The organism is Acutalibacter sp. LFL-21 (assembly GCF_025630755.1).
Taxonomy (GTDB): domain Bacteria; phylum Bacillota; class Clostridia; order Oscillospirales; family Acutalibacteraceae; genus Acutalibacter; species Acutalibacter stercoravium.
The window spans coordinates 139,641-152,577 of sequence record NZ_JAOTNT010000005.1 but is presented as its reverse complement, the minus strand read 5'-3'; the positions used below and the strand labels follow the sequence as shown (position 1 = coordinate 152,577).

At 63.3% G+C, this 12,937-nt stretch carries 10 protein-coding genes; all 10 read right to left on the bottom strand.

The features are described from left to right. Nucleotides 1–6: 6 nt before the first annotated feature. Nucleotides 7–2,304, bottom strand: a complete 2,298-nt coding sequence (locus ODJ80_RS07800) for a hydratase (RefSeq protein WP_263041705.1) — start codon at nt 2,302–2,304, stop codon at nt 7–9. A 215-nt stretch (nt 2,305–2,519) separates the two neighbouring features. After that, nucleotides 2,520–3,956 (bottom strand): amidophosphoribosyltransferase, encoded by a 1,437-nt coding sequence (gene purF, locus ODJ80_RS07795; RefSeq protein ID WP_263041638.1) that lies wholly within the window; start codon nt 3,954–3,956, stop codon nt 2,520–2,522. Between the two features lie 147 nt (nt 3,957–4,103). Continuing rightward, nucleotides 4,104–4,703, bottom strand: a complete 600-nt coding sequence (locus ODJ80_RS07790; RefSeq protein ID WP_263041637.1) for an ANTAR domain-containing response regulator — start codon at nt 4,701–4,703, stop codon at nt 4,104–4,106. After that, nucleotides 4,684–5,841, bottom strand: coding sequence for a glutamine synthetase family protein (locus ODJ80_RS07785; protein WP_263041636.1), 1,158 nt, complete (start codon nt 5,839–5,841; stop codon nt 4,684–4,686). Before ODJ80_RS07785 ends, ODJ80_RS07790 begins: the two co-directional genes overlap by 20 nt. 71 nt (nt 5,842–5,912) lie before the next feature. Then, nucleotides 5,913–6,572: a glutamate synthase gene (locus ODJ80_RS07780; protein WP_263041635.1), complete on the bottom strand. Its 660-nt coding sequence runs from the start codon at nt 6,570–6,572 to the stop codon at nt 5,913–5,915. A gap of 93 nt (nt 6,573–6,665) precedes the next feature. Further along, nucleotides 6,666–7,892 (bottom strand): NAD(P)/FAD-dependent oxidoreductase, encoded by a 1,227-nt coding sequence (locus tag ODJ80_RS07775; RefSeq protein ID WP_263041634.1) that lies wholly within the window; start codon nt 7,890–7,892, stop codon nt 6,666–6,668. After that, on the bottom strand, nt 7,893–8,330 hold the full coding sequence (locus tag ODJ80_RS07770) for a 4Fe-4S dicluster domain-containing protein (RefSeq protein WP_178865073.1): 438 nt from the start codon (nt 8,328–8,330) through the stop codon (nt 7,893–7,895). Nucleotides 8,331–8,342: 12 nt separating this feature from the next. After that, entirely contained in the window at nt 8,343–9,848 is a 1,506-nt protein-coding gene (locus ODJ80_RS07765; RefSeq protein ID WP_263041633.1) for a glutamate synthase-related protein, read from the bottom strand. A 4-nt stretch (nt 9,849–9,852) separates the two neighbouring features. Continuing rightward, nucleotides 9,853–10,962, bottom strand: a complete 1,110-nt coding sequence (locus ODJ80_RS07760; RefSeq protein ID WP_263041632.1) for a class II glutamine amidotransferase — start codon at nt 10,960–10,962, stop codon at nt 9,853–9,855. Between the two features lie 317 nt (nt 10,963–11,279). Continuing rightward, nucleotides 11,280–12,863, bottom strand: a complete 1,584-nt coding sequence (asnB, locus tag ODJ80_RS07755; protein WP_263041631.1) for an asparagine synthase B — start codon at nt 12,861–12,863, stop codon at nt 11,280–11,282. Nucleotides 12,864–12,937: the final 74 nt, after the last annotated feature.

Sequence of the window (12,937 nt, the reverse complement as noted above, 5' to 3'; positions counted from 1 at the left end):
CCAAAATCAATTCTTGTTCCGGTCCCGGTTGAAATTGATCAGGCACCCGGCCTTGACGATGGCCCGCTCGTTCTCGGTCATGTCCTTGCAGTAGAGGGCGATCTCCACCGCCCGGCCGTCCCTGAGCACATAGGCCGGGATGTGGGACAGGTCGCCGTCCAGGGCGGAGCGGATGCCGGGGACATAGATGTAGTCCCCCACCTCAAAGGCGGTGGGCTCCCCCTGGAGATGGAATGGCAGCATGCCCCAGTTCATCACGTTGGAGCGGTAGCGCTTGGTGGCGTAGTCCTGGGTGATGTTGGCAAGGCCCCCCAGCACCCGCTGGCAGCTGGCCGCCTGTTCCCGGGCGGAGCCGTCGCCGGGCTTATTGGCGTAGAGCACAGAGCCGATCTCCACCGCCTGGGGGTCCACCTGCTCCTGGCCGGGGATGGTGCGGATGGCGGCGAACACGCCCTCCAGCTCCGGGACCAGCTTCAGAACGTCCTCTCCCTTCTCCCGGGCGGCCTCCAGGGCATCCACCTCTTTGGCGCGGCCCACATACTCCGGGTCCCGGCGGGACAGGGTGAACTCCGCCAGGCCCAGGGGGTTGGAGCGGTAGGAGGAGGTCTCCCCCGAGGGGATGAGCTCGTCGGTGGTGGTGACCTCGTCCAAGATTTTAGAGCAGACCTTCAGCAGGATGTTCTCCTCCAAGGCGGGGCGCTGGGGCCAGTCCTTGATGTTGGGGCCGTAGAACAGAGGGGCGTCCTCCTGGGCCTTGCCAAAGCCCTGGTACACCCGGGCCTGGTAGGGGGCGGGATCAAAGTGGTAGGCCGGGGGCGCGGCGAAGGCCCCGGCGAACTCCTCGGCGCTGGTGAGCAGGCCGCCCCGTGCCGCGCTGGCGGCGATGGAGCGGGCGTCCATCAAAGCCACGGCGGACATCTGTCCCTGGCCGGGCTTGCTGCCCTCCCGGTTGGGGAAGTTCCGGGTGGTGTGGCGGATGGACAGGCCGTTGTGGTTGGGGGTGTCCCCCGCGCCGAAGCAGGGGCCGCAGAAGGCGGTCTTCACCACGGAGCCGGCGGCCATCAGGTCCGCCAGAGCGCCGTTCTTCATCAGCTCCATGTACACGGGGATGGAGGAGGGGTACACGTTCAGGGTGAACTCCCCGGCGCCGATGGACTTGCCCCGCAGCACATTGGCCGCCTGGGCAATGCTGGTGAAGGTTCCGCCGGCGCAGCCTCCGATGACGCCCTGCTGCACCTGGAGCTGGCCGTCCTTTACCTTGTCCAGCAAGGTGTAGGGGGCCCGGCCCTGGCTGACCTTCTCCGCGGCCTTCTCCGTCTCCCGCAGGATGTCGGTGAGGTTCTCCTTCAGCTCGTCGATGGTGTAGGCGTTGGAGGGGTGGAAGGGCAGGGCGATCATGGGCTTGATCTGGGAGAGGTCGATCTCCACGCAGCCGTCGTAATAGGCCACCTCCCCGGGCTTCAGCTCCCGGTAGTCACTGCCGCGGCCGTGCTCCGTGAGCCAGGCTTTGGTGTCGCCGTCGGTCTGCCAGATGGAGGAAAGGCAGGTGGTCTCGGTAGTCATCACGTCCACGCCATTGCGGTAGTCCGTGTCCATAGAGGCCACGCCGGGGCCCACGAACTCCATGACCTTGTTCTTCACATAGCCGTTAGCGTACACCGCCCGGCAGATGGCCAGGGCGATATCGTGAGGGCCAACCCAGGGCTGGGGCCTGCCGGTGAGGTAGATGGCCACCACTTCCGGATAGGGACTGTCCCAGGTGTCGCCCAGGATCTGCTTGTCCAGCTCGCCGCCGCCCTCGCCCACGGCCATGGTGCCCAAAGCGCCGTAGCGGGTGTGGCTGTCGCTGCCCAGGATCATCTTCCCGCAGCCGGCGTGCATCTCCCGCATGTACTGGTGGATGACTGCCACATGGGGGGGCACATAGATGCCGCCGTACTTCTGGGCGGCGGTGAGGCCAAACATGTGGTCATCCTCGTTGATGGTGCCGCCCACCGCGCACAGGGAGTTGTGGCAGCAGGTGAGCACATAGGGCATGGGGAACTTCTCCATGCCAGAGGCCCGGGCCGTCTGGATGATGCCTACATAGGTGATATCGTGGGAAGCCAGGGCGTCAAAACGGATTTGCAGGGCATTGGGGTCACCGCTCTGGTTGTGGGCCTGTAAAATGCCGTAGGCAATGGTGGCCTTCTTGGCCGCCTCGGGAGTCACGTCCTTCAGGCGCGGATGCCCCTGGGCCTGGGAAGCGGGCACCAGCTGGGCGCCCTCCACCAGATAAACGCCTTCTTTGTGGAGCTTCATCATGCGCATTCCTTCTTTCTGTTTCAATCTAGGGCCGCCTGGATGGAACGGGTGGCCAAAGCTGCTTCTATCATACCACAGGAACGGGCAACATGCACCCTCTTCACAAAAAAATTCAAAATCTTTTCCCATTTCTGGGCTCATCCTATGGCGGCTGTGCCGCGCCTGAAAGCAAAAAGCGCCCGCCTTTCCGGGGATCAGAAAGGCGGGCGCGGTCTTCAGCAGCCCAATGCTTCTTTTTGGCAGGCAGGGCCCTCCACCTCTGTGGCGTAGCTGCCGGTAAAGCAGCCGGTGCACAGGTCCAGCCCGCTGCCGCGGCAGGCCTCTAAAAGGCCCTGCACACTGATGTAGCCCAGGGTGTCCACCCCGGTGCGCGCCTGGATCTCCGGGATGGTCAGGCAGTTGGCAATCAGGTTTTCCTCATTGCCGATGTCCGTGCCGAAATGGCAGGTGTGGCGGAAGGGCGGGGAGGAGATGCGCAGGTGCACCTCCTTGGCGCCGGCCCGGCGCATGGAGGCCACGATGCGGGCGCAGGTGGTGCCCCGGACGATGGAGTCATCCACCAACACCACCCGCTTCCCCTCCACCGCGGCCCGCAGGGGATTCAGCTTCAGGGTGACGGCGTTCTCCCGCTGGGCCTGGGTGGGGAAGATAAAGCTGCGGCCGATGTACCGGTTCTTCACAAAAGCGGTGCCCATGGGGATGCCGCTTTCCAGGGAATAGCCCATGGCCGCCTCCAAGCCGCTGTCCGGCACGCCGCAGACCACGTCCGCCTCCACCGGGTGCTCCCGGGCCAGCATGCGTCCCATATTCAGCCGGGCCTCGTAGACACTGAGGCCGTCGATGACGGAATCCGGCCGGGAGAAGTACACATACTCGAACACGCACAGGCTCTGCTGGGGCGAGCGCAGGCAGAGCTCGCTGTGCAGGACCTTCCCATTCTCGATAAGAACCACCTCTCCGGGGCGGATATCCCGCACAAAGGAGAAGCCGCAGCTGTCCAGGGCACAGCTCTCCGAAGCCACCGCCATGCCGGAGGCGTTTTCCCCCAGGCACAGGGGCCGGTAGCCGTTGGGGTCCCGCACAGCGGCCAGCTTTCCATCCCCCGAGAGCACCACCAGGGAAAAGGCACCCCGCAGCAGCTTGCAGGCCTCCTTCACGCCGGTGACCAGGTCCCCGCACCGCATCACCCGGTAGGCGATGAGAGAGGAGACCACCTCGCTGTCGCTGGTGGCGGAGAAGTCCAAGCCAAAGGGCTTCAGCTTTTCCCGGATTTCCCTGGCATTGACCACATTGCCGTTATGGGCCGTGGCAATGCGGCCCGTGAGGAACTCTGTGACAAAGGGCTGCACATTCTTCACCGTATTCCCCCCCGTGGTGGAGTAACGGGTGTGGCCGATCGCCTGCCGGGCAGGTGGCAGCTTCTCCATCTTCTGGGGCGGGAACGCCTCTGTCACCAGGCCCACGTCTTTGTGGCAGTACAGGGCGTTCTCCCGGGCGCAGGCGATGCCCGCCCCCTCCTGGCCCCGGTGCTGCAGGGCCAGCAGGCCATTGTAGCAGACGCCCGGGGCCTCTTCCCGCTCCCAGCCTTCCCGCAGGCTGACGCCGAACACGGCGCACTCCTCGTGAAGCTTCCCAAGGTTTCCTTCCATCATAGCGCGCTTCCATCCTTTCACCCAGTCCTAGTCCGCCCAGGGAAAAAGCCCTCTTGCAGAGGGCTTTTTCCCTTCGGATGTGTTTTGCTATCTCGTTTTCCACAAACTTTGCTTCCTGTGGGGAAACTTTCCCCCGGCAGGGCGGCCTCAGCCATACTCCCGCAGGACCTCCTCCGCCACGGCCCGGCGGGTCTTCCGCTCTTCCATGGCCTGGTGCTCCATGTATTTATGGGCCTGCTCTTCACTGAGATGGAGGTACTCTACCAAAAGGCACTTGGCCCGGGAGATAATCCGCAGCTCCTCCAGCTTTTGCCGCAGCCGGGCATTTTCCTGCTGACATTCCCGCAGCCGCGCCTGAGAAGCCGCCAAAAGCCCCAGGGCCTGGGCCAGCGCTCCCCGGGAGAAGGGCCTGCCCAGGGTGAGCACCCCAAAAGAAGAGACCTGGGCGCTGGCCTCCTCCCACAGTTCGCTCTTCACCACCAGCAGCACACCAGGGCCTTCCTGAGAAGCGTCCATGGCCAGCTGGCGGCCAAATTCATCGGGCAGGGGCGTGTGGATCACCAAGGTATCCCAGCCGCCAGAGAGAAGCATCCGCCGGGCCTCGCCGCCGCTGGCGGCAAGGCCCACCTCTTGGAACCCCGCCTCCCGCAGGAGGCGCTCCCACTGAGCCCGGCCCTTCTCCCCTGAAACGGCCACCAGCACCCGGCGTCCCTGGTCCCCGCCGCCCTTAGACGCCGGCGTAAGCACGGAGGATCTCCCGCGGGAGGAGCTCCCGGAGGAAGGCGCTCTCCCGGCAAAGGGCCCTGGCCGCCGCCAAAGAGGACGGCAGCGGCTCCCCGCTGGGGGCTTCTGACAGGGAGAGCCCCTGTTCCACCCCATCCGCCCCGGCGTAGATGAGCAGGGCAAAGCAAAGGTACGGGTTGGCGGCCCCGTCCGCGGCAGAGAGCTCGATACGGCCGCCCGGCTTGCGGCGCAGCAGGCTCATGCGGCCTGTATCCGACCAGGAGATGCTGTCCGGCGCGCCAAAAGTGCCCAGCCGCTCGAAGGATTCCTCCCGGGGATTGAAGAACACCTGCATCTCTGGAAAGCGCTTCAAGATGCCCGCCATAAAAGCGTCGCAGCAGCCCGCCTGCCCCTGCATGGGCCGCATGGCAACGCGGAATCCGTTGCCCGCCGCATCGGGAATGGGCTTGGGGGAAAAGGTGGCCCACAGCCCGTTTCGCACTGCCATCATCTTCACCACGGAACGGAAGGTGATGACATTGTCCGCGCACTCCAGGGCGGGGCCGGGGGCAAAGTCGATGCGGTTCTGCCCCGGCCCGCTGATGTGCTGGGAGTACTGGGGTTCAATGCCCATGGCCTCCAAGGTCAAGCAGATATCCCGGCGCACGTCCTCCCCCCGGTCCTCGGGGGCCTCATCCAGAAAGCCCGCATTGTCAAAGGGAAGGTCCGTGGGTTCCCCTTCCTCATCGGTGCGGAACAGGTAGAAGTCGTTCTCCGCGCCGAAATTCACTTCAATCCCCCGGTCCTTCGCCCAGGCCACCGCGTCCCGCAGGATTTTCCGGCCGTCCTGGGCGAAGGGGCTGCCCTCCTGGTCCTTGATGTGGCAGTAAAACCGCGCCACCCGCCCGTGGGAGGGCCGCCAGGGCAGCAGGGAGATGGTGTCCGTATCGGGAAAAAGGAACAGCTCGCTGTCCCCCCGCTTGTAAAAGCCCTCAATGCGGGAGGCGTCCACCGCAATGCCCTGGCTGAAGGCCCGGGGCAGCACCGAGGGCAGCACAGAGATGATCTTCTGGTTCCCAAATACGTCGCAGAAGGAAAATTTGATGAACTTCACATCGTTGTCATGGATAAATTCCTGGATATCCGCTTCCGAATAGCGCATGGCGCCGCCGCCTTTCCCAAAGGATGTTTTCTTTCAGTATACACGAAACCGGCCGGGTAGGGAAGCCCCGCTCAGTTGTTGACATATAACTGCTTGTAGGGGTTGCTTGTATTGGGGGTCAGCACATAGTAGTGGGAGGCCAGCAGGCTGCCCTTGTCCGCGCCAAAATGGGCGCAGTAAGCGTTTACCAGGGGCTCGATGCGCCGCAGGTCCTCCTCCCCCGCCTCTGAGGCCGCCACCTGGGCCGGCAGGTCGGGGGGCAGGTGGGTGGTGCGCAGGTAGATGCGCCCGCCGTGCATGCCTGTCCCGCAGAAGTTCCCCACAGGGGGGCGGTCCTCCCAGCCGATACCCAGCACCAAAATCACGCCCCCGGCCTGGTATTCCCCTAAAAAGCTGCCGCAGCGCCCGCCAATGACGATGCTGGGCACCTTGGCGCCATATTCCTTCATGTGGATGCCGCAGCGGTAACCCGCGTCCCTTTCAATATAGATGGCGCCGCCCCGCATGGCGTAGCCGGTGGCATCCCCACTGGAGCCGTGTATGACAATCTCGCCATCGTTCATGGTGTCGCCGGTGGCGTCCTGGGCATTGCAGTAAACCTGGATGGAGGCCCCGTCCAAATAGGCGCCCAAGGCGTTGCCCGGCACCTGATGAACCGCGATCTCCCCTCTGCCTGCCCCCGCGCCGATATACCGCTGGCCAATGGCAAACTCTGTCTGTTGTGCTTGCATAACAATGCTCCCGCCTTTCTCTTAGGGCGGCCCGCTTGCCGCCGGTTCCCCGCCTTTGAAGGCCCTGCCTCCCGGGGATATGCTATTTTCCCTTCAGCGCCCGAACAGCTCCCGCCGCTTCGAGGCCGAAAAGGCCATAAACTGGGGCTTTTCCCGCAGCAGGCCAAAGTCCACCGTGGAAAGGGGCGTCCGCTCCCGGATGAGCGCCGTGTAAACCCCGGCGTTCTCCAGGCAGTCCCCGATTAGAATAAACCCCTTCAAAAGCCCGTTCTCCACAAAGAAGGCCTTGTAATTGTCCCCATCCTGAGCGGCCAGCTTTTCGCCCCGGTAACTGCCTGCGGTAATCAGGTGCAGGCCGAAAAAACCGATGGCGTTCATGGGCACGGCGTTGGTGAAGCGGAAGCTTTCCCCCGCCATATTCTTCCCGGCGCACTCCCCCTGGAGGTAGGCATTGGGCAGCAGGGCCAGCACCCGGCGTTCCCCGCTGGTGATATCATAGCTTTCGCAGCAGTCCCCAGCGGCGTATACATCCGGCAGGGAGGTGAGGCCGGTGTCATCCGTAAGGATGCCCCGATCCACTTTGCCCCCAGCCTCCCTCACCAGGGAACCATTGGGCCGCACCCCCACCGCCAGCACCAGCACATCGAAGTCCACCGTGCCGCCGCTTTTCAAGTGGGCGGTGTTGCCCTGAAACTTCACGGCAGTGTCCCCCAGATGGAACGTGAGCCCCTGTTCCTCCAAGTACGCCTGCACCCGTTTGGCGCCCGCTTCATCCAGGATGCTGGGCAGCACCTGGGAGGCCAAGTCCGCCACCTCTATAGACTTCACCCGCCGGGCGATGCCCTCGGCGCATTTCAGGCCGATGAGCCCCGCTCCCAAGATGAGGACCCGGCTCTCCGGGGTCAGGGCAGCCTCCAGGGCCTTGGCGTCATCCAGGGACAGGAAGGTGAACTTCTTCTCCACGGTATCCAGGCCCTCAAAAGATGGGACAAAGGGGGTAGAGCCCGTGGCGACCAGCAGCTTGCCGTAGGGAAGCTCCTCCCCATCTTCCAGAACCACCTTGTGTTCTTCCGGCATCAGCTTCACGGCCTTGATTCCCAGTTTGGCTTTCACACCCATCTCGTTGTAATAGGAATCCGGACGGTATTTCATCCGCTCCCCATCCGTCTTCCCCTCCAGCAAATAGGAGATCAGCGGCCGGGAGTAGGTGTGGTAGGGCTCGCTGGCCACCACGGTAATGGCGCCCTCTGGGTCCACGGAGCGGATGCCCTCGATGCAGCCCACCGCCGCTGTGGAATTGCCGATGATGACGTATTCCATTTACGCCCCCTCCTTTTCCGCAAAGATGATGGCCCGGTTGGGACAGCCCGCCACACAGGCGGGTTCCCCGCAGGAATTGTTCACGCACAGCTCGCACTTTTCCATGGGGCCCTCCGGGGAGGGGCGCAGGGCGCCGTAGGGGCACACCAGCACACAGGTGTAACAGCCCACGCACTTGTTTTTGTCGATGCACACCACGCCGTCCTTTTTAGAAATGGCCCCGGCAATGCAGCTCTTCATGCAGATGGCGTCCTGGCAATGGCGGCAGGACACGGCAAAGTGGATATCCTCCCCGTCCTCGATGTGGATGCGGGGCCGGATCTCCTTGTCCTTCAAGGCCTTCGCCATGTTGTCCAAGCCGGAATTGGCAAAAGCGCAGTTATATTCGCACAGATGGCACCCCAGGCACCACTGCTCCTCTACATACACGCGTTTCATGGCAGTCCCCCCTTATTCCCCGGCGTGCTTGATGCCCAGGATGCGCAGCTCCGCGTCGGTGAGGCCCACGCCCCGCAGCATCAGCCGGTTGCCCCGCAGGGCTTCGATGGAATTGATGCCCATGCCGCCCATCATCTCCTTCATCTCGTGGGTCCAGGCATGCACCAGGTTCACCAGGCGCTCTGTGCCAACGCTGGGATTCAGCCGCTTGACCAGGTCTGGCCGCTGGGTGGCGATGCCCCAGTTGCACTTGCCCCCATGGCAGCTGCGGCACAGGTGGCAGCCCAGGGCCAGCAGGGCCGCCGTGCCGATGTACACCGCGTCCGCCCCCAGCATGATGGCCTTCAGGGCGTCGGAGCTGGAGCGGATGGAGCCCCCCACCACCAGGGAGACGTTCTCCCGGATCCCCTCGTCCCGAAGCCGCTGGTCCACAGCGGCCAGGGCCAGCTCAATGGGGATGCCCACGTTGTCCCGGATGCGGGTGGGGGCCGCGCCGGTGCCCCCCCGGAAGCCGTCGATGGCGATGATGTCCGCCCCACTGCGGGCAATGCCCGAGGCGATGGCCGCCACATTGTGCACCGCGGCAATTTTTACGATGACCGGCTTCTCATAGTGGGTAGCCTCTTTTAAGGAAAACACCAGCTGGCGCAGGTCCTCGATGGAGTAGATGTCGTGATGGGGCGCGGGCGAGATGGCGTCGGTGCCTTCAGGGATCATCCGGGTTTTCGATACATCCCCCACAATCTTGGCGCCGGGCAGGTGCCCGCCAATGCCGGGCTTGGCGCCCTGGCCCATTTTGATCTCAATGGCCGCCCCGGCGCTCAAATAGTCCTTGTGGACGCCGAACCGGCCAGAGGCCACCTGCACAATGGTGTTTTTCCCGTACTGGTAAAAGTCCTGATGGAGGCCGCCCTCGCCGGTGTTGTAGTAGATGCCCAGCTGTTCCGCCGCCCGGGCCAGGCTGGCGTGGGCGTTGTAGCTGATAGAGCCGTAGCTCATGGCGGAAAACAGGATGGGGGTGGACAGCTCCAGCTGGGGAGGCAGGCTGGGGACAATGTCCCCTTCGGCGTCCCGGTGGATGTGAGTGGGCTTGCGCCCCAGGAAGGTCTTGGTCTCCATGGGCTCCCGCAGGGGGTCGATGGAGGGGTTGGTCACCTGGGAGGCATTGATGAGCATTTTGTCCCAGTAAACGGGGTACTCCTTGGGGTTTCCCATGGAGGAGAGCAGCACGCCGCCGCTTTGGGCCTGGCGGTACACCTCGTTGATGGCCTGGCCGGACCAGTTCCCGTTCTCCCGGAAGGTGTGGCTGGTCTTGACAATCTTCAGCGCCCGGGTGGGACATAGGGTGACGCACCGGTGGCAGTTGACGCACCGGCTCTCGTCCGCCAGCATTTTCTTGAGATCGGGGTCATAGCGGTGCACCTCATTGGCACACTGGCGCTCGCACACCCGGCAGGCAATGCACCGGTCCGGGTTCCGCACCACTTCAAATTCGGGATACATCATATTCAGCGCCATGCTCTCACCTCCTCTGTTCCGCCGCGGCTTCGTCCAGGCGGTACACCACGGGTTCCCCGCCGCGGGGCGCATACAGGGTGTCCAGCTGCGGCTGGATGACCCGGATGGCGCTCTCCTCGCTGGCGATGTAGACGTTGCTGCCCCGTTCGCCCACCACCATGCTGCGCAGCTTCAGCCGGTCGTTCAGGGCCATGATGCCCCCCGTGAACCCCACGATGATGGAGAAGGGCCCGGTGACCAGCATCCCGCCAAAGGCGCTGCGCAGGTAGGTCATGCGGGCCCTCTCCCTGCCGTCCATCCGGTCAATGGTGCTCCAGAAAGGAGCGGCCATCACGCTGGCGGCCTCCTCATAGGTCAGGCCCCGGCGCCGCACCAAAAAGTCGATGATGTAGGTGATGACCTCCGTATCCGTCAGCAGGTCGCACTCATAGCCGTACATTTCGATGGCGCGGCGGTTGGCATCGTAAGAGGAGATTTCCCCATTGTGGACCACGGAGCGGTCTAAAAGGGCAAAGGGGTGGGCCCCGCCCCACCAGCCCGGGGTGTTGGTGGGATACCGCCCATGGGCGGTCCAGCAATAGCCCTTATAGTCCTCTAAGCGGTAGAACTCTCCCACATCCTCCGGATATCCCACCGCCTTGAACACACCCATGTCTTTGCCAGAGGAGAAGATATACGCCCCTTCAATCTGGGAATTCACCCGGATGACGCACCGGGAGACAAAGGTGTCCTCATCCAGCTGGCTTTCGGCCAGCTTGGTGTGCAGGGGCTCTACAAAATAGCGCCAGATCAGGGGTTCGTCCTTGATGGCCGGCGTCTTGCGGGTGGGGATCTTGGAGAGGTTCACCACATCGAAGTGCTCGTTGATGAACGCCTCGCACACATCCTTGGGGCCCTTCCCCTCGTAAAACACATGGAGGGCGTAGAGGTTTTTGTACTCCGGGTAGATGCCATAGGCGGCAAAGCCGCCGCCCAGGCCGTTGGAGCGGTCGTGCATCAGGGCAATGGACTTGATAATGTCCTCCCCGCTGCGGCGCTCCCCGCTTTTGGAAAAGATGGCGGATACAGCGCACCCCGAAGGGATGCGCACCCCGTCCAGACCTTCTCGCAGCATCGCTCATAACCTGCCTTTCTCACGGGCCGCCGCTGCCCAGCCCCTGGGCGCCGCCGGGCCCTTTTGCCATACGCCGCGCGACCCCTGCATGGAGGCCCCGCAGCATGCAAAAAGGCGCCTGACCACCGCCGGGATACAACATCCCCACGGGATCAGACGCCTTTGTCTGCTTTCTGTATGATACCGCGAAAGCAGACGTTTGTCAACGGGATTTTGAATTTTTCATACATCATTCTTTCAAAATTCCGGTAAAAATCCTGGATATATAAAATTTTATGCAAGATTTACACAAATGAAATTCTTAACAGGGACTTTCCTCATCTGCCGCTGTCCCCGTAGTTGGAGAGCACCCGGGCAGAGGGGTCGTCCACATCGCAGCCCTCCCACGCCCGGTTTGGCATCCAGAAGTCCACGATCATCTCCCCTTGGCCAGGGTAATACTTCTCAAAGATGTCCCGGTACAAAAGGGACTCCTTGGTGAAGGGGCGGGCGTGGCTGTATTTGCGGCAGCCTGCCTCAAACTCCCCGTCCGTGTACCTGCTCTCCGCGTACTCCTTCAAATAGTCCACCATGGAGTGGCCCACCGCGTCGGAGAAAGCGGCCTTCTCCCGCCAGAGCAGTTCGGGGGGCAGGTAGTCCCCCTCTTGGAAGGCCCGGCGCAGCAGGTACTTGCCCTTGCCGTACCGGTTCCGCTTCCGCTCCGGGTCCAGGGACATGACGTACTCCACCAGGTCCAGGTCGCCAAAGGGCACCCGGGCTTCCAAGGAGTTGACGGAGATGCACCGGTCCGCCCGGAGCACATCGTACATGTGGAGCTCCCGCACCCGCTTTTGTGCCTCCTCCTGGAAGGCCTGAGCGCTGGGGGCGAAATCCGTGTACTTGTAGCCGAACAGCTCGTCGGAGATCTCCCCGGTGAGCAGCACCCGGATGTCCGTCCGCTCGTGGATGGCCTTGCACACCAGGTACATTCCCATGCTGGCCCGAATGGTGGTGATATCAAAGGTGCCCAGCAGCTGGATGACCTTCTCCAAGGAGGCGATGACCTCCTCCGGGGTCATGTACACCTCGGTGTGGTCGCTGCCCATATATTCCGCCGCCTGACGGGCGTACTTCAGGTCGATGGCGTCCGCCCGCATGCCAATGGCAAAGGTGCGGATGGGCGTTTTGCTCTTCCGGGCGGCAATGGCGCACACCAGGGAGGAATCCAGCCCGCCGGAGAGCAGAAAGCCCACCTTGGCGTCCGCCACCAGCCGTTTCTCCACCCCGGCCACCAGCTTGTCGTGGATCTTCCGGCAGGCGGTGTCCAGGTCATCCCGGCAGACCTGTTCCACTGCCGCGATGTCCCGGTAGCGGTGGAACGCGCCGCCTTGATAGTAGCAGCCCGGCGGGAAGGGCAGGATCTTGCCGCAAAGGCCCACCAGGTTTTTGGGCTCGCTGGCAAAGACGATGACACCCTTTTTGTCGTAGCCATAGTACAGGGGACGGATGCCGATGGGGTCCCGGGCGGCGATAAACTCCCCGGTCTGTCCATCGTAGAGGATGCAGGCGAACTCCGCGTCCAGCATAGAGAACAGGGCCGTGCCATACTCCCGGTAGAGGGGCAGAAGGATTTCGCAGTCGCTGCCGCTTTGGAAGGCGTAGCCCTTTTCTTCCAGGGCGGCCCGCATGGCCTCAAAGCCGTACAGCTCCCCGTTGCACACCGCATAGCTGCCGTCCAGCTCAAAGGGCTGCATCCCCGCAGGGGACAGCCCCATGATGGCCAGCCGGTGGAAGGCCAGTATGCCCCCGCCCACATCCACAATCCGGCTGTCATCCGGCCCCCTTGAGAGAGTCCGGTCAAACCCCTTCTGAAAAGCGGCCAGGTCCGCGCCGCGGCCGCAATAGCCCATGATAGAACACATGACAGATCCCTCCAAACAAGTAGTAAGAATTCAGCATCCTATAGGGCAAGTGCTGCGCTCGCGGTGCCACCTAT

Bases quoted from the DNA above. Each gene is read 5' to 3' on its own strand.
- ODJ80_RS07800 (WP_263041705.1), bottom strand. From the start codon at position 2,304: ATGATGAAGCTCCACAAAGAAGGCGTTTATCTGGTGGAGGGCGCCCAG.
- purF (WP_263041638.1), bottom strand. From the start codon at position 3,956: ATGATGGAAGGAAACCTTGGGAAGCTTCACGAGGAGTGCGCCGTGTTC.
- ODJ80_RS07785 (WP_263041636.1), bottom strand. From the start codon at position 5,841: ATGCGCTATTCGGAAGCGGATATCCAGGAATTTATCCATGACAACGAT.
- ODJ80_RS07780 (WP_263041635.1), bottom strand. From the start codon at position 6,572: ATGCAAGCACAACAGACAGAGTTTGCCATTGGCCAGCGGTATATCGGC.
- ODJ80_RS07775 (WP_263041634.1), bottom strand. From the start codon at position 7,892: ATGGAATACGTCATCATCGGCAATTCCACAGCGGCGGTGGGCTGCATC.
- ODJ80_RS07770 (WP_178865073.1), bottom strand. From the start codon at position 8,330: ATGAAACGCGTGTATGTAGAGGAGCAGTGGTGCCTGGGGTGCCATCTG.
- ODJ80_RS07765 (WP_263041633.1), bottom strand. From the start codon at position 9,848: ATGGCGCTGAATATGATGTATCCCGAATTTGAAGTGGTGCGGAACCCG.
- ODJ80_RS07760 (WP_263041632.1), bottom strand. From the start codon at position 10,962: ATGCTGCGAGAAGGTCTGGACGGGGTGCGCATCCCTTCGGGGTGCGCT.
- asnB (WP_263041631.1), bottom strand. From the start codon at position 12,863: ATGTGTTCTATCATGGGCTATTGCGGCCGCGGCGCGGACCTGGCCGCT.